This window comes from Kitasatospora sp. NPDC023118 (assembly GCF_055560875.1).
On sequence record NZ_JBVHHW010000008.1, the window covers coordinates 207,036 to 222,489 of the forward strand.

Below are 15,454 nucleotides of genomic sequence, written 5' to 3' on the forward strand. Positions count from 1 at the left end.
GGGACAGTACCGAACTCCGATCACTGCGTGACCCGCGCGCCCCTCATCGCGCCCGGCGGGCCAGCGTCGCCGTGAAGGGGCGGGGGGACATCGAGGAACTGCGGGCGGGGCGGACCGGGCGGCCGGGGGTGGGGGTGACGGTCCAGCGGGCGGCGACGGTGGCGATGGCGAGGGCGGCCTCGGTGGTGCCGAAGGCCTCGCCGATGCAGCGGCGGGCGCCGAGGCCGAAGGGGACGTAGGTGCCGGGGGCGGGGCGGGCGGTGGTGAGCCAGCGGTCGGGGTCGAAGCGGTCGGGGCAGGGGAACAGGTCGGCCCGGCGGTGCAGCAGGTAGGGGCTGAACAGGATGGTGGCGCCGGCCGGGATGCGGTGGCCGCCGAGCTCGGCGTCGGCGGCGACGGTGCGGCTGAGCACCCAGGGCACCGGGTAGAGCCGCAGCGTCTCGCTGACGATCCGGGCGGTGAGCGGCAGCGCGGGCAGGTCCTCGTAGCGGGCGGGGCGCCCGTCGAGGACGGTGTCGAGTTCGGCGTGCAGGCGGTCGCGGATGGCCGGGTTGGCGGCGAGCAGGGTCCAGGCCCAGGAGAGGGTGGCGGCGGTGGTCTCCATGCCGGCCAGCAGGAAGGTGACCACCTGGTCGTGGACCTCGGTGTCGGACAGGCCGGTGCCGTTCTCGTCGAGGGCGCTGAGCAGCATGGAGAGCAGGTCGTTGCGGTCGGTGCCGGCGGCGCGGTAGTCGGCGATCAGCCGCTTGGTGATCTCGCGCAGGTTCCGCTCGGCGCGGCGGAAGCGGCGGTTTCCGGGGGTGGGGATCCGGTCGGCGCCGGGGATCGGCAGCATGATGCGCCGGGCGACGCCCCGGGTGACCACGTCCATGCACTCGTGCACGGGCAGTGAGCCGGCCCGTTCGTGGGCGGCGAACAGGCAGCGGGCCGTGACGGCGGTGGTGAGGCGGTACATCGCGGCGGGCACGTCGATCACGTCGCCGTCGCGCCAGGGGGCGATGGTGCCGGCGATCTCCTCGGCCATCATGGCGGCGTAGCCGGGCAGCCGGTCGCGGTGGAACGCGGGTTGCAGCATGCGGCGTTGGCGCCGGTGGTCGGCGGCGGGGCAGGTGGCGAGGCCGTTGCCGAAGGCCTCGCGGGCCTTGTCGATGATGACCCCGCCCTTGTCGTAGGTGCGGTCCTCGGTGAGCAGCCGGCGCACCAGGTCGGGGTGGCAGGCGACGTACGCGTCGAGCGGGCCGAGCCGGAGCCTGACCAGGTCGCCGTGGGCGGCCAGGCCGGCCATGAAGCCGAAGGGGCGGTGGACGAAGGCGGGGACGTGACCGAGCAGGGGGAGCGCGCCGGGGGCGGTGGCCGAGGTGTATCGGGCGGTCGGGTGGTACTGGGTGGTCACGGGCGTCACCTCGGGTGGGGATGGCCGGATCGATGGGCGATCGGGATCTTTCCCGGAGCCCGCCGGTGAAACGGTTCGGGACCGGCGGGTGGGGTGAACGCGGGGGCGCATGCCGAACGCCCGTGCGCCGTCCGGTGTTTGACGGATCGCGGTACGGCCGCCCGTGGCGAGCCCCGACGTGGGGCTATCGGGCGGTGGTGTCGCGTGCCTACACTGCGAACTCTTTGTGAGACTACCGGCCAGTACTACCGGGCAGTAGAAGGCCCGGCGGGGAATGGGGAGTTGAATGACCGACGAGCGGGCCCACGCGTTCACCGACGACGCCCTCGGCGCGCACGACGCGGTGGCGCTGGCCGCCCTGGTGCGGGCCGGCGAGGTCAACCCCCGCGAGCTGGTCGCCGCGGCCGTCGCCCGTGCCGGGCGGATCGACGGCGCGTTGCTGCCCGTCGCCCACGCCTCGTACGAACGGCCGCGGATCAGCCGGGAGGGCATCGGCGGCCCGCTCTGGGGCGTGCCGACCTACCTCAAGGACAACGTGGACCTGCGCGGCCTGCCGACCGCCATGGGCAGCGAGGCCTTCCGCGCCCGCCCGGCCCGCCGCAACGCGCGCTTCACCGACCAGTTCCTGGCCACCGGCCTGGCCGTGCTCGGCAAGACCCGGCTGCCCGAGTTCGGCCTCAACGCCTCCACCGAGTTCGCCACCGCCCAGCCGGTGCGCAATCCCTGGAAGCCCTCGCACTCGGCGGGCGCCTCCTCGGGCGGCTCGGCCGCGCTGGTCGCCGCCGGCGTGGTGCCGATCGCGCACGCCAACGACGGTGGCGGGTCGATCCGGATCCCGGCGGCCTGCTGCGGACTGATCGGCCTCAAGCCCACCCGGGGCCGGCTGGTGACTAACGCCCAGGGCGGCAAACTGCCGATCGACCTGGTCACCGACGGGGTGGTGACCCGCTCGGTGCGCGATACCGCCGCCTTCCTCGCCGCCGCCGAACGCCACCACCACAACCCGAAGCTGCCCCCGCTCGGCCTGGTCGAGGGCCCGGGCGGGCGCCCGCTGCGGATCGGGCTGGTGGTGGACTCGCCGATCGCCAAGACCGACGAGCCGACCCGCCGGGCGGTCGAGGAGACCGCCGCCCGGCTGGAGGCGATGGGTCACCGGGTCGAGCCGACCACCCTGCCCTTCGGCGAGGAGTTCTCCCGAGACTTCCTCTCGTACTGGGGCTACATCGCCTGGGTGATCGCGGTCACCGGCCGGCTGGTGCTCGACCCGAGCTTCCGCGGCGGCAGGCTGGACGGCCTGACCACCGGTCTGCGCCGCCGCTTCCAGGCCGAGTTCCCGCGCACCCCGGGGGTGCTGCGCCGGCTGCGCCGGGCCGAGGCGGTGTACGCGGGGATCTTCCGCGACCACGACGCGATCCTCTCCCCGGTGCTCGCCCACACCGCCCCGCCGATCGGCCACCTGAGCCCGAACGTGGCCTTCGACGAGCTGGTCGAGCGGCTGCTGCGCTACGTCGCCTTCACCCCGGTCAACAACGTGACCGGCGGCCCGGGCATCGCGCTGCCCACCGGGGCGGCGCCCGGCGGCCTGCCGATCGGGGTGCACCTGTCGGCCGCGCACGGGCAGGAGCGGCTGCTGCTGGAGCTGGCCTTCGCGCTGGAGGCGGACCGGCCCTGGCGGCGCATCCAGGACTGACCCGCAAGACGCCGCGCCCCGTGGTCACGGAGCCGCGACCGACCTCGCCGCGTGCACCTCGTGGAGCAGCCGGGCCAGCGCGCAGTCCGGTGCCAGCGCGTCCGGGGCGGCTGGGGGCAGCGGGGCGCCGGTGCGCAGTGCCTCCGCCAGGTCGGTCAGCTCCCGGGCGACCGCGCCGACCTCGGCCGAGGTCGGCGCGGTCGCGCCGTGCTCGACCCGCACCCGGGTGGCGGTGGTGGTGTCCACGATCCGCTCCACCGCGATCACCAACGGCCACCAGGCCTCCGCCCGGGCGCCGACCGGCGGCGGCTCGGTGAGCGCCCGCTGGAACTCGCCGCGCACGGTGGACAGGTCCCGGTAGAGCCGCCGCCGGTAGCGGGCCCGGGCCGGCTCGTCGTGGCCGGGCGCGGTGGTGAAGGCCAGCGACACGTACGACGCGGTGTCCTGGACGGCGTCGGCCAGCCGGTCGCCGATCCGGGTGTGCCAGGACTCCGGCCACAGCAGGTAGCCGGCCAGCAGCGAGATGCCGCAGCCGATCAGCGAGTCGTAGAGCCGGGGCAGCACCAGGTGGAAGCCCTGGTGGTTGAGCAGGTCGGAGAGCAGCAGGATCACCGGGGTGATCGCCGCGGTCTGGAAGGCGTACCCCTTGGCCGACAGCGCCGGGATCAGCGTGGCTAGCGCCGCCATCACCGGCACGTCCCACCAGCCGTGCGGCACCTCGGCCAGCACCGGAACGGCGATCAGCAGCCCGGCGGCCGTGCCGAGCGCGCGCAGCACCGCGCGGGAGAACACCGAGCCGAAGTCGGGCTTCATCACGAAGGTCACGGTCAGCGTCACCCAGTACGAGCGGGGCACCGCGATCACCGACACCAGCACCTGGGCCAGCCCGATGCACAGCGCCAGCCGCAGTCCGTACCGCCAGGACGCCCCGGACAGCAGCAGCGCCCGGGCCGCCCGCCGGGCCCGGACCTCCAGAGCGGCGGGCCGGCCGAGCCGGTCGTCGGAGGCGTACGGGTCCGGCTCGGCCTCGTGCACCACGGCGGCGGCGTGCCGGATGGCCTCCTCCAGCGCGCGGGTGGAGGGACCGCGCGGTTCGGGCAGGTCGGGCGGGGGCGCGGGGCCGGTGCGGCCCAGCTCGACGGCCGCGGCCAACTCGCGGACGGCGGCCGGGTAGCCGGGCGCCAGCGGGCCGAACTCGGGCGGGCGCAGGTGGACCGCCGAGGCGCCCTCGACCACCGGGATCACCGCGTTGAGCTGGGCGAGCAGCCGGACCAGGGTGGGGGAGCGGCCGTGTCGGCGCGCGCGGCGGGCCAGCAGCAGGTCGTAGGACTGGTTGAGCGAATGGGTGAGCTCGCGCCGCTTGGCGTCGTAGCCGGGCGAGCCGGCGGCCTCCAGTATCTCGGCGGCCGCCCGGTAGGTGTCCGCGACGATCCCGCGCTCGGGCGTGCCGCCGCGCAGCGGCCAGGCCAGCAGGGTGAGGGCGAGCACCACCAGGCCGCCGAGCAGCAGCAGGGCGGGCGGCAGCCACCAGGGGGAGGGCATCGGCAGGCCGGCTCCGATCACGGTGTTGAGCAACAGGAGCAGTCCGGAGACGGAGGCGACCGCGCCGATCGAGGAGATCATGCCGGAGACCAGCGCGACGACGGTCAGCACCACGACGGCCGTCCAGCCGGAGCCGTACACCTGGGTGCCGACCAGCACCCCGAGGGCGCCGATCAGCTGCGGCACGGCGATGTTGAACACCCGCATCCGGTAGGCGTCGGCGGTGTCCCCGATGACGCCGGACAGCGCGCCCATCGACACCAGCGCGCCGTAGCCGGGCCGCCCGGCGGCGGTGCCCACCGCGAGCGGGGCGGCGAGCGCGACCGAGGCGCGGGCCACCGCGGCCCAGGGGATCGGCGTGTCCCGGGGCCGCAGGCCCTCGGTCAGCCAGCCGGGCGGGGCCAGCCGGGTGCGTGCCACAGTCCCAAGCTACGGCGGGCGGGCGGCGCGGGCCCGGCGTAACGGTGCGCGGGGCGCCGTGGTTCACCGCTCCCGGTTATGTCAATTTCCGAAACATACCCGTCCTTATGTCAGCCTCCGAAACATCAAGCGAACCGCGAGAGCCACCGTGAACTGCGCTGATTTCCCGATCGGCAACCCGCGGGAAAGGGTTGACACCATTAGTTGGTCTAGTCCAACGTATGGGGAGTGCGGTTCGGCAGAGGCTGATGCGGGGTGAGAGGCCCTGCCGAACGGGCGAGTTGACCCTCCTGGCATGGCGCTGTCCCGTGCTCGCGGACCGAGGCGAGAAGGAGCGCACGCGGACGGGCGTCCGGTCCGTGCACCGAATTCCCCTTCCGGCCGAACGACCGGCCGTCGGCTCGCCGTGCCCGCACCGGGCGCCCGAGGAAGCGCCGAATCGACCACGAACCATGGAGTGACCGCCCATGCCGAGCCCTGACGAACACCCCGAGGAATATCTCTACCGGGCCGCCTCGCCGCGCCCCTACTTCAGCGCCGACACCGAGAGCTACCTCGCCCGCACCGCCCTGCGCGAACTGCGCAAGGAGCGCCCGCTGCGGGTGCTCTCCGAGCAGGACTACGCGCACTGGCAGACCTACGGCTACGTCGTGGTGGAGCAGGCGATCCCGGCCGAGGCCGCCAAGCGCCTGCTCGACTTCGCCTGGGACTTCCAGGGCCTGTCGCCCGACCGCCCCGAGGAGTGGTACCGCGAGCGCGACTACCGCGACGAACTCGACCAGCACCTGCACATCTACGGCTTCGTCGAGGCTTACCACCACCAACTCATCTGGGACAGCCGCCAGTCGCAGCGCGTCTACGACGCCTTCGTGGACGTGTGGGACTGCGAGGAGCTGTGGGTCACCCTCGACCGGCTCAACCTCAACCCGCCGAACGTCCGCAACCGCGACCGCGCGCTCATCGAACCCACCGACAAGGGCTTCGACATCGAACTGCACTGGGACGTCGACACCACCCAGGGCATGCTGCCGCAGCGCGTCCAGGGCATCATCGCGCTCAACGACACCGAACCCGACCACGGCGGCTTCCAGTGCGACCCGGAGCTGTTCCGGCGCTTCAACGCGTGGCAGGCCGCCCAGCCCGCCGACCGCGACCCGATCCGCCCGGCCGTCGACCGCGACGAGTTCCCGGTGATCCGGCCCGAGTTGAAGGCCGGCGACCTGCTGATCTGGAACGGCCTGCTGGCCCACGGCGTCGCCCGAAACACCTCGGCCGGCGGCGTGCGCGCCGTGCAGTACCTGTCGATGATGCCCGCCCTGGAAGAGGCCGAGCCGCTGCGCCGCTCCCGGGTCGAGTCCTGGCGCACCCTCAGCACCCCGGACTGGAACCGCACCCTGGTCGGGGACGCCGACAAGCCCGAGGCGCTGCGCTACGGGCCGGCCGAACTGACCGAACTGGGGGAGAAGTTGCTCGGCCTGCGGTCCTGGACCGGTCATGTCTTCGAGGAGCCCACGGGGGAGCGGGAATGCGCGCCGTCTGCCTGACCCTGCCCACCAACCGCGCGTGCGCGGGCACCATCACCGCGATCGGTGCCGAAGCCGCCTACGCCGCACGGCGGTTCGGCGTCCAGGTGCACCTGCTGGTGCTCGACTCCGCCGACCCGCCGGCCCGCCAGCGCCACGCCGAGGCCGTCGCCGCGCTGCCGCCGGCCGAAGGCGTGGTCGTCCACCACCTGGACGAGGCGGCCCAACGCGCCTTCCTGCGCGAGGCGATCGAGCGCTCCGGCCTCGCCGGGCCGGACAAGCTGCTCGACCTGATGCTGCCCGACGCCGTCTCCTACGGCGCCTGCACCAACCGGGCCTTCCTGCTGGCCGCCGCGCTCGGCTGCACGTCGGTGCACCGCCGCGACTCCGACAGCCGTTACCAACTGCTCGACGGCGAACCGGTATTCCCGATCGAGCACGAGCTCGCCACGATCGGCGCCAGGGCCGCCGACGCGGCCGCCGCCGTCACCGAGCACACCCTCGACCCGACCGACGCCGACAAGCCCGTCGCCCTGGTCGGCGCCTCCTTCATCGGCGAACTCTCCGTCGACCTCGGCGAGATCCGCGACCTCGACCCCGAGGTCTACCACGACGTGGTCGCGCTCTGGGCACCCGGCGAGGCCACCGGGGACCAGAAGCGCGAACTCGTCGCCGAATCCTTCATCGGCGCCGGCACCGAGCCCTTCACCGCCGACCGCGCCGTGCTCGACCGGCCCGACATCTGGCGGATCGACATGTGCAACCTCGCCCTCGACCACGAGGTGTACGAGCGCGTGCCGCTGCCGCCCGCCACCGACACCATCGGCAGCGACTACTTCCTGCACCACCTGGTGTACGACGCCACCCTGCCCGGGGTCACCCACAACCGGCACATCGTCAACTACTACACCCCGGAACGCCGCACCGGCTCCGGCTTCACCGCCTACCAGGAGCGCTACGCCAAGTTCCTGCTCTCCATGCTCTACCTCTACCCGGTCTACGCCGACATGGAGCTGGCCGGCGACACCCTGCTCGACGAGCGGCACCACGTCCGCCCCGAGGTGATCGCCGACTGCGCCCGCCGCAGCGCCGCGACGGACCGCACCGACAACCACCGGCGGCTCGCCGAACTCGACCGCTGCTACCGCCGACTCGGCGGGAAGTACGCCGAGTTCGCCGACCACCTGGCGCCGCGACGGGCGCGTCTGCTCGACGAGGCGCAGGCGGACATCGAGGACTTCGCGCTGCTGATCGACGCGTGGGGCCCGCTGGTGCGGGCGAGCAAGGCCACCCCCACCGAACGGCTGCCGCGCTAGCCGGACCGGGAGTTCATCCGTGATACGTCAGACCACCGACCCGCGCCACCAGGCCGACGGCTGCGGAACCGGCGTCCAGCGCCCGGGCCACCGCGCCCCGACCGCCCGGGCCGCCGTGCACGCCGACACCGCGTCCCGCCGCGACCCGCACGACCACACCGCCCTGCGCGCCGCGCTCGCCTCCGCCACCGAGGACACCCTGATCTATGACCTGGACGGCATCGGCCGCCAGTACACCGCCCTGTGCGTCGAACTGCCCGGTGTCGCCGTCCGGTTCGCGATGAAGGCCTGCCCGGTCGACGAGGTGCTCGACCACCTCGCCCGGCTCGGCTCCGGCTTCGACGCGGCCGGGCCGCAGGAGATCGCCCAGGCGCTGCGCACCGGGGTCGCCCCCGAACTGATCCACTACGGCAACACCGTGAAGTCCGACCGCAACATCGCCGAGGCCTACCGGCTGGGCGTGCGCGACTTCGCCACCGACAGCCTGGAGGACGTCGCCGCGATCGCCGAACACGCCCCCGGCTCACGGGTGTTCTGCCGCCTGGCCACCACCGGCGAGGGCGCGCTGTGGGGTCTCAGCCACAAGTTCGGCTGCTCGCCCGAGGACGCCCTGCGGGTGCTGGACGCCGCCCGCACCTCCGGGCTGGTGCCCTCCGGTCTGTCGGTCCACGTCGGCTCGCAGCAGATGACCGCCGAGGCCTGGGGAGCGGCCGTCGAGTCGCTGGCCGCCGTGCTGGAGGCGCTCAACTGGCGCGGCATCGTGCCGAATCGGATCAACCTCGGCGGCGGACTGCCCGCCCTCGGCGTGCTGGACCGGCACGGCCGCCCGCTCGAACCGCCGCTGGACAAGATGTTCGCGGTGATCCGCGAGGGCATGGAACGGCTGCGCGCCGTCAACGCCGCCCCGCTGGAGTTCCTGCTGGAACCCGGCCGCCACCTGGTCGCCGACCACGGCGCGATCCGCGCCCACGTCGCCCGGCTCTCCTCCCGCCGCCGGCTCGACGGCACCCGCGAGGACTGGCTCTACCTGAGCTGCGGAAAGTTCAACGGCCTTTACGAGATGGACCAGTTGCAGTACCGGCTGGAGTTCCCCACCCACCCCGGCGGGCAGTTCGTCAACGCCGTGGTGGCCGGGCCGACCTGCGACAGCGACGACGCGTACGCCCAGGAGGACGGCCTGGTACGGGTCCCGGACGCGGTCGCCTCCGGCGACCCCGTGTGGATCCACTCCTGCGGCGCGTACTCCACCGCCTACGCCACCCGGGGGTTCAACGGCTTCGCGCCGCCGCCGTACACCTGCGTCGGCGGCGAGGCCGAGGGAGACGAGGCATGACCGACACCCGGATCCGGCCGCTCCGCGAGGACGACTGGCCGGCCGTCATCGCGGCCGAGGAACGCGCCTACGCCGCCAGCGGCCTGTCCGAGGGCGGCGCGGCGCTGCGCTCCCGGCACCGCGCCTCGCCCTCCACCTGCTTCGTCCTGGAGCACGCAGGCGGCTTCGGCGGCTACCTGCTCGCCCTGCCGTACCCGCTGTTCCGCTGCCCGGACCTCAGCCGGGCCGAGTCCGGCGGCGGCGTACCGGCGAGCAACCTGCACGCCCACGACCTGGTGATCGCCGAGCGGGCGCGCGGCCGGGGCCTGGCCCACCGGATGCTGCGGCACCTGGAGGAGACCGGACGGGCGGCCGGCTACCGGACGCTCTCACTGGTCGCGGTGCGCGGCTCGCAGGTGCTGTGGACCCCGCTCGGCTACCGGGCCCGGCCCGGGATCGCCCTGCCCGCGAGCTACGGCGCCGAGGCGGTCTACATGGCCAAGGCCCTGGAAACCGCCCCGGCCGATCCCGTCCCGTCCCCCTCCAGAGCCGAAGTGGGCTGATGCGCATGTCCCCCGTACGCGACGAGTTTCGCCGCTCCCAACTGGCCATCGGCGCACTGTTCTTCGTCCTCGGATTCCAGTACGCGACCTGGGTCTCCCGGGTGCCCGCGCTCAAGGCCCGGCTCGACCTGGGTGAGGCCCAGATCGGCCTGCTGCTGATGACCTGCGGGATCGGCGCGGCGGTGTCCTTCCCGCTGGTCGCGGCGCTGATGCGGCGGTTCGGCTCCCGCCTGCTCTCGGTGCTGTCCGCGCTCGCCCTGGGCGTCGTCCTGCTCGCGCTGTCGGTGGTGCCGAACTACCCGGTCACCCTGCTGGTGCTGTTCTGCGACGGCGTCGCGGTCGGCTGCCTGAACGTCGCGATGAACGCCCAGGGCGCCGCGCTGGAGGCCCGCTTCGAGCGGACCACGATGTCCAGGCTGCACGCCACCTTCAGCGCCGGCTCGCTGCTGGCCGCGCTGCTGGCCTCCGGCGTCAACGCCTTCACCGGCACCCTCGCCGTCCACTTCGGCCTGGCCTCGCTGCTGCTGGCGGTGCTGGTCGTCGCGGCCAGGTGCGGGCTGCTGGCCGACGGCCCGCAGGAAGCCGCCTCGCCGACGGAGCGGAAGGAGTTGACGCGGAAAGGGCGGAAGGAGGGGCGCGGCTTCACCCTGCCCGCCGTGGCGACGCTCTGGATGGGCCTGGCGATGGTCTTCGGCACCGTCACCGAGGGTGCCATGAACGACTGGTCCGCGCTCTACCTCAAGGACGTGGTGCACGCCGGCGCCGGACTCGCCCCGATGGGTATCGCCGTGGTCTCGGTGATGATGGTCTGCGCCCGGATCTTCGCCGACGGCTGGCGCACCCGTTTCGGCGACGGCCGTATCGTCCGCACCGGCAGCCTGCTGGCCGGCCTGGGCCTGGCCCTCGCCCTGCTGGTCGGCGGCGTCGTCCCCACGTTGCTCGGCTTCGCCTGCGTCGGCCTCGGCGTCGCCGCCGTCACCCCGTGCGTCTACGTCGCCGCCGCCCGCCAGGGCTCCGACGCCCTCTCCCTGGTCGCCGCCACGGGCACCACCGGCCTGCTCGCCGGCCCCGCCGCCATCGGCTTCATCGCCGGCGCCACCAGCCTGGCCTGGGGCATGGCCGCCGTCGCCGCCTCCGCCGCCGTGGTCTCGCTCTGCGCCACCCGCATCCGCTGGCCGCAACCTGCTGCCGCCGCCGCTCAGCTCAGTCCCGAGGCCGGCTGATCCCCCCTCAGTCCTCGCCCGGCACACCCGCGTCCCCGTCACGGATGTGCCGGGCGAGCTTGTCTGTCAGTGCCGTCCGATATCGTCCGAGACGTTGCTGATCCGGTTCTGGCCGCGAGGGTTTCGCGCGGAAGGCTGAGGAGCGCCCTGGGTTCGTGGTCCAGGCGTACCGTTTCGCGCTGGACCCGAACGCCGAGCAGGACACCCGGCTCCGCTCGCACTGCGGCGCGGCTCGGGCCGCGTACGACTGGGGGGTGTCATGGGTGGAGGCGCCATGGTGGCAGCGGAAGGCGCAGGAGTGCTACGGCATCCCCGAATCCGAGCTGACCGAGTGGCGGCCCTGGTCACTGCCCGCGCTGCGGAAGGTGTTCAACGAGGCCGAGAAGACCGACCCCCGGTTCGCCGACTGGTGGGAGGAGAACACGGCGCTCACGCTGTGGTGACACCGTTACGGATCTCTCCGGCCGAAAGGCCGGAGTCGCTGGTATTCGACTTCGGAATCATGAACGGAAGGACAGCATGACCGAGCAGGCCCCCGAGCCCTTCGAGCACGTCGACGAGGACTGGCAGACCGCGGTGGCGATCGTCGCCCACCCCGACGACATGGAGTACGGCGGCGCCTCGGCCGTCGCCCGGTGGACCTCGCAGGGCAAGAAGGTGATCTATGTGATGGTCACCAGCGGCGAGGCCGGGATCGACTCGATGAGCCCCGAGGAGTGCGGGCCGCTGCGGGAGGCCGAGCAGATCGCCTCGGCGCGGGTGGTCGGGGTGGAGACCGTGGAGTTCCTCGGGTACCCGGACGGAGTGGTGGAGTACGGGCTGCCGCTGCGCCGGGACATCGCCCGGGTGGTGCGACGGCACCGGCCGGACATCGTGATCACCAGCAACTTCCGGGAGACCTACGGCGGGGTGTTCCTCAACCAGGCGGACCACATCGCGGTCGGCCGGGCCACCCTGGACGGCGTCCGGGACGCCGGGAACCGCTGGGTGTTCCGCGAGTTGGTGGACGAGGGGCACGAGCCGTGGAACGGGGTGCGGCAGATCTGGGCGGCGGCCTCGCCGGAGTCGAAGCACGCGGTGGACACCACCGACACCTTCGACGCCGGTGTCGCCTCGCTGGAGGAGCACAAGGCGTACCTGGCCGGGCTGGGCGGGGCGATGGCGGATGCCCGGGAGTTCCTGGAGGGCTTCGGCCGTGGCGCGGGCACCCGGCTGGGGACGCGCTTCGCGGTGCCGTTCGAGGTGTTCCCGCTGCGCTAGTCGGGTGGCCCGGCGGAGCCGGAGTCCGAGCCGCAGCCTGCGCTACCGGCGTGGGGGGCGGGGCGGGGGGCGGCGCCGGGGGGGCGCCCCCGCCCGCACAGGGCAGGCGCGCGAAACCCCCCCACGGCGCGACCCGGACACCGGGGGGTTGGGGGGGCCCTTTGTGGGTGTGCCGCCGCGGATTGGGGGGGGCCGCGGGGGCGCGGGGGCCGGGCCCCGCGCCGGCTCACCCGGGGCGGGCGCCGCGGCGGCGCCGACGCCGGTAGCGCAGCACCTGCCGGAGCAGGAAGGCCGCGAACAGCAGCCCGAGGCCGATCGCGAACCAGAGCTGGTAGCGGATCGCCGTCCGGTAGACCGCGCCGATGTTGGCCCCCGCGACGTAGCCGAAGGTGCCCCACACCGCGGTCCACAGCACCGCGCCCAGCAGGTTGAAGACCGCGAAGCGGCGCCACGGCATCTCGGTGGTCCCGGCGATGATGCCGTTGTACTGGCGCAGCCCGTCCACGAAGCGGGCGACCGCGACGACCTTGCCGCCGTGCCGGGCGAAGAAGCCGTCCGCGCGTTCCATCCGGGCCGGGGTGAGCAGCACGTAACGGCCCCACTGGTGGACGAAGGCGCGCCCGCCGGTGTGGCCGATCAGGTAGCCGAGGCCGTTGCCGACCGTGGCGGTGCCCGCCGCGATCAGCAGGACGGCGGCGAAGTCCAGGTGCCCGGTGCCGGCGTACACCGAGGCGAGCACCAGGATGGTCTGCCCGGGCACCGGGATGCCGCAGTTGTCGAGCAGTACGAGCAGTGCCACCGCGAGGTACCCGTAGTGGTCCAGCAGTGGCGCGAGCCCGGCGAGCGCCCCGGGCAGCGGGGGCGAGGGGGCGGACACCGCTCCTCACCACCTCGCGCGGGTCGGGCACGGGGTGGTGGGGGAGTCGGTCAGTGTCCCGCCTGGCGGGACCCGGCGTGTTCGATGTTGCAGTCGGGGCCGGGGTAGATCAGGCCTTCGTGGCCGTCCTCGAAGCGGACCACGTACGGGGGCTCGCCGTCGGTGCCGCGCACCTCCGTGATGATGCCCTTCTGGTCCACCATGCCCACCGACCTGCTGTGGATATGGAGCTGGTCACCTACCGCTGCGTGCATGGTCGTGCTCCTCGGGTCGCGGTGGCCGCCTCCGCGGCCGTTCCGCTTTCCACTGTGCTGCGGGCGCGGCGGGCTCGCAACGGCTCGGGCGGACGGGATGCGCCGAACCCGTGGGTCGTGCGTCAGCCGCTGGACGGCTGTTGCGCCAGGTAACCGCGCACCAGCCGCTTGCACTCGGCGATCAGCGCCGGATCGCCGTCCGGGTCCCCCCGGAAGGCCAGTTTGAGCACCGCGTCGGCCGCCTCCAGGGCGACCCGCAGGCTGAGCGTGGTGGCCGCCGGGTCGCCCGCGGCGAACAGTTCGCCGCCGAGCGCCTGCAGCCGCAGGGCGACGGCGGTGTTGTTGTCCACGCCCGCGTCCAGCAGGTGCGTCTCATCCCGGACCCCGGCCGGCACCGCGGCGCCGGCCAGCCCGAAGTCCACCTGGCCGAACCCGGGCACCGCGCGCTTCATCGCCACGAACTCCTCCACCGCGAGGTCGGTGAAGCCGGCCGGGCCGACCGGCGCGGAGGCGGCCAGCCGGGCGTCCAGCCGTTGGAGGTACTGGTCGAGGTTGCGGGTGGCGAGCGCGGCCAGCAGGTCCTCCTTTCCGGCGAAGAACTGGTACAGGGTGCCGATCGGCACCCGGGCGCGCTGGGCGACCTCCTTGGTGGTGAGCGCGGTCGCCCCGACCTCGTCCAGCAACCCGGCGCAGGCGTCCAGGATGCGGCCGTACCGCTCCTGGCTGCGCTGCTGGACCGGCCGCCGCCGGGTCGGCCCGGCCGTGTGGTGACTCCGCGTGTCCGCGATGGCACTCACCTCGCTGCGCTCGGCGGGCGCTTCGCGCAATGCGCCCCTCTCGACGGTTCTCCCCCAGCCTTCGGCCGGGGGTACCCCCATGCTCCGCTCGCTCATGTGGCAACTCTGCCGCATCCGCTGTTCCGACGGCGAATCACCGGGGCGCGGAAGGACCGGAGTTTCCGGTGGGGGAGGAATCAACTGGTGGCCGGAGCTGAACGGCACGGCGGCGGAAAGGTGTCCACGGGTCGGCTTTGGTCTTGTCGTGGACGCGAAGACCGGTTCATACTCCTGTGGCGGATCACCTTGTGTGATCGACGCATGCCTCTTCGTGGTGATCCGAATTCAGGTGATCGCGCATCCCAGCAGTCCGTGGCGACGACGGGCGACACCGCCGCCACCCGAGGTCTGGATGAACCCGTGTGCACCCTGGCTCGTCACGCGTCCCCGTGCGCGTCCCGCCCCTGTGCGTCCCGTCGAACGGAAGGAGGGGATCGGTTCGGTGACCTTGTTCTCCACCGGGCGTGAGGCCCTCGACACCGAGCACCGCCGTCAGTTCCTGGAGTCCGGCTACCTGGTCCTGCCCGGACTGCTGCCCGAAGCACTGCTCGAACGCCTCGTCCCCGAGGTGGACCGGTGGGTGGACGAGGGCCTGCGGGCCCGCTCGATCGACGCCTGCACCGACCCCGACCGGTACGGGCCGCCCCCGCTGCTGGAACTGGAGCTCCCCGCCCACGGCCGGCTGCTCACCCACCCGCCGCTGATGCGGGCGCTGACCGGGCTGATCGGGCCCTCCTTCGTCTTCCACCACCTGCACAGCGACCGCCAGGCCCCGGGCATCCCCGGAAAGCCCTGGCACCACGACTGCGAGCCCAACGACGGCCCCGACCCGGCGCTGCTGATGGTCCACGCACTGCACTACCTCGGGGGCCTGGACGAGAAGGTCGGCAGCCTGGCCGTGCTGCCTGGCTCGCACCACAGCACCGCCGGCAAGACCGCCTACGCCCACCACGGAACCGCGGAACTGCCCGGCGAGGTGGTCATCGACCGGCTGCCGCCCGGCTCCACCGTGCTGCTCAACTCGGCGCTGTTCCACACCCGCAGACCGGCACCCGACGGGCCTGGCAGGCCCCGGTACTTCATCGACGCCTCGTACTGCCAGGTGGGGGCGCGCTGGCGCCCGGTGAAGCCCTACTGGCGGCAGATGCTCGCCCGGGCCCGCGAACTGGACCTGGCCGACGGCCAGTGGCCCGAGCTGTTCGCGGAACACCACTTCACCGAGTACGCCGGAACCGTCTGAGGAGC

Annotated in this window: 14 protein-coding genes; 9 read left to right on the top strand and 5 right to left on the bottom strand. The window is 73.5% G+C overall.

Translation table 11 applies throughout. The features are described 5' to 3' along the window. Window positions 1–43: 43 nt before the first annotated feature. A complete protein-coding gene (locus tag ACZ3UD_RS13125; RefSeq protein WP_465585755.1) occupies window positions 44–1,393 on the bottom strand; it encodes a cytochrome P450 in 1,350 nt (449 codons plus the stop codon). Window positions 1,394–1,679: 286 nt separating this feature from the next. Between ACZ3UD_RS13125 and ACZ3UD_RS13130 the strand changes: the two genes are divergently transcribed. Continuing rightward, window positions 1,680–3,083 carry an amidase gene (locus tag ACZ3UD_RS13130; RefSeq protein ID WP_465585757.1) on the top strand — a complete coding sequence of 468 codons (1,404 nt, stop codon included), beginning with the start codon at window positions 1,680–1,682 and terminating at the stop codon, window positions 3,081–3,083. 24 nt (window positions 3,084–3,107) lie between these two features. Here ACZ3UD_RS13130 and ACZ3UD_RS13135 read toward each other — a convergent pair whose 3' ends face one another. Next, entirely contained in the window at window positions 3,108–5,045 is a 1,938-nt protein-coding gene (locus tag ACZ3UD_RS13135) for an FUSC family protein (protein WP_465585759.1), read from the bottom strand. Between the two features lie 467 nt (window positions 5,046–5,512). On the opposite strand from ACZ3UD_RS13135, the gene ACZ3UD_RS13140 reads away from it, so the two are divergent. From ACZ3UD_RS13140 to ACZ3UD_RS13170, 7 genes are all read left to right on the top strand, one after another. After that, window positions 5,513–6,589: a phytanoyl-CoA dioxygenase family protein gene (locus tag ACZ3UD_RS13140; protein WP_465585761.1), complete on the top strand. Its 1,077-nt coding sequence runs from the start codon at window positions 5,513–5,515 to the stop codon at window positions 6,587–6,589. Further along, window positions 6,571–7,884 (top strand): DUF6271 family protein, encoded by a 1,314-nt coding sequence (locus ACZ3UD_RS13145; RefSeq protein WP_465585763.1) that lies wholly within the window; start codon window positions 6,571–6,573, stop codon window positions 7,882–7,884. The genes ACZ3UD_RS13140 and ACZ3UD_RS13145 overlap by 19 nt, the downstream gene beginning before the upstream one ends. A gap of 115 nt (window positions 7,885–7,999) precedes the next feature. After that, window positions 8,000–9,217 (top strand): type III PLP-dependent enzyme, encoded by a 1,218-nt coding sequence (locus ACZ3UD_RS13150; protein ID WP_465585869.1) that lies wholly within the window; start codon window positions 8,000–8,002, stop codon window positions 9,215–9,217. Beyond that, a complete protein-coding gene (locus tag ACZ3UD_RS13155) occupies window positions 9,214–9,759 on the top strand; it encodes a GNAT family N-acetyltransferase (protein WP_465585765.1) in 546 nt (181 codons plus the stop codon). Before ACZ3UD_RS13150 ends, ACZ3UD_RS13155 begins: the two co-directional genes overlap by 4 nt. 5 nt (window positions 9,760–9,764) lie before the next feature. Beyond that, a complete protein-coding gene (locus ACZ3UD_RS13160) occupies window positions 9,765–10,982 on the top strand; it encodes an MFS transporter (protein WP_465585766.1) in 1,218 nt (405 codons plus the stop codon). A 155-nt stretch (window positions 10,983–11,137) separates the two neighbouring features. Next, window positions 11,138–11,425, top strand: a complete 288-nt coding sequence (locus tag ACZ3UD_RS13165; protein ID WP_465585768.1) for a helix-turn-helix domain-containing protein — start codon at window positions 11,138–11,140, stop codon at window positions 11,423–11,425. A 76-nt stretch (window positions 11,426–11,501) separates the two neighbouring features. Then, window positions 11,502–12,242, top strand: coding sequence for a PIG-L deacetylase family protein (locus ACZ3UD_RS13170; protein ID WP_465585770.1), 741 nt, complete (start codon window positions 11,502–11,504; stop codon window positions 12,240–12,242). 226 nt (window positions 12,243–12,468) lie between these two features. Here the strand turns inward: ACZ3UD_RS13170 and ACZ3UD_RS13175 are convergent, their stop codons facing one another. The 3 genes from ACZ3UD_RS13175 to ACZ3UD_RS13185 form a co-directional block, all read right to left on the bottom strand. Then, window positions 12,469–13,119, bottom strand: coding sequence for a DedA family protein (locus tag ACZ3UD_RS13175; protein ID WP_465585772.1), 651 nt, complete (start codon window positions 13,117–13,119; stop codon window positions 12,469–12,471). 50 nt (window positions 13,120–13,169) lie between these two features. Continuing rightward, the gene (locus ACZ3UD_RS13180) at window positions 13,170–13,373 is read right to left on the bottom strand and encodes a DUF1918 domain-containing protein (RefSeq protein ID WP_465585774.1); all 204 of its coding nucleotides are present in this window, start codon (window positions 13,371–13,373) and stop codon (window positions 13,170–13,172) included. A 122-nt stretch (window positions 13,374–13,495) separates the two neighbouring features. Then, window positions 13,496–14,266: a TetR/AcrR family transcriptional regulator gene (locus ACZ3UD_RS13185; RefSeq protein WP_465585776.1), complete on the bottom strand. Its 771-nt coding sequence runs from the start codon at window positions 14,264–14,266 to the stop codon at window positions 13,496–13,498. A gap of 385 nt (window positions 14,267–14,651) precedes the next feature. On the opposite strand from ACZ3UD_RS13185, the gene ACZ3UD_RS13190 reads away from it, so the two are divergent. Next, window positions 14,652–15,449 (top strand): phytanoyl-CoA dioxygenase family protein, encoded by a 798-nt coding sequence (locus ACZ3UD_RS13190; protein ID WP_465585777.1) that lies wholly within the window; start codon window positions 14,652–14,654, stop codon window positions 15,447–15,449. The last annotated feature ends 5 nt before the right edge of the window (window positions 15,450–15,454 follow it).

Bases quoted from the DNA above. Each gene is read 5' to 3' on its own strand.
- ACZ3UD_RS13130 (WP_465585757.1), top strand. From the start codon at position 1,680: ATGACCGACGAGCGGGCCCACGCGTTCACCGACGACGCCCTCGGCGCG.
- ACZ3UD_RS13140 (WP_465585761.1), top strand. From the start codon at position 5,513: ATGCCGAGCCCTGACGAACACCCCGAGGAATATCTCTACCGGGCCGCC.
- ACZ3UD_RS13145 (WP_465585763.1), top strand. From the start codon at position 6,571: ATGCGCGCCGTCTGCCTGACCCTGCCCACCAACCGCGCGTGCGCGGGC.
- ACZ3UD_RS13155 (WP_465585765.1), top strand. From the start codon at position 9,214: ATGACCGACACCCGGATCCGGCCGCTCCGCGAGGACGACTGGCCGGCC.
- ACZ3UD_RS13160 (WP_465585766.1), top strand. From the start codon at position 9,765: ATGTCCCCCGTACGCGACGAGTTTCGCCGCTCCCAACTGGCCATCGGC.
- ACZ3UD_RS13170 (WP_465585770.1), top strand. From the start codon at position 11,502: ATGACCGAGCAGGCCCCCGAGCCCTTCGAGCACGTCGACGAGGACTGG.
- ACZ3UD_RS13180 (WP_465585774.1), bottom strand. From the start codon at position 13,373: ATGCACGCAGCGGTAGGTGACCAGCTCCATATCCACAGCAGGTCGGTG.
- ACZ3UD_RS13185 (WP_465585776.1), bottom strand. From the start codon at position 14,266: ATGAGCGAGCGGAGCATGGGGGTACCCCCGGCCGAAGGCTGGGGGAGA.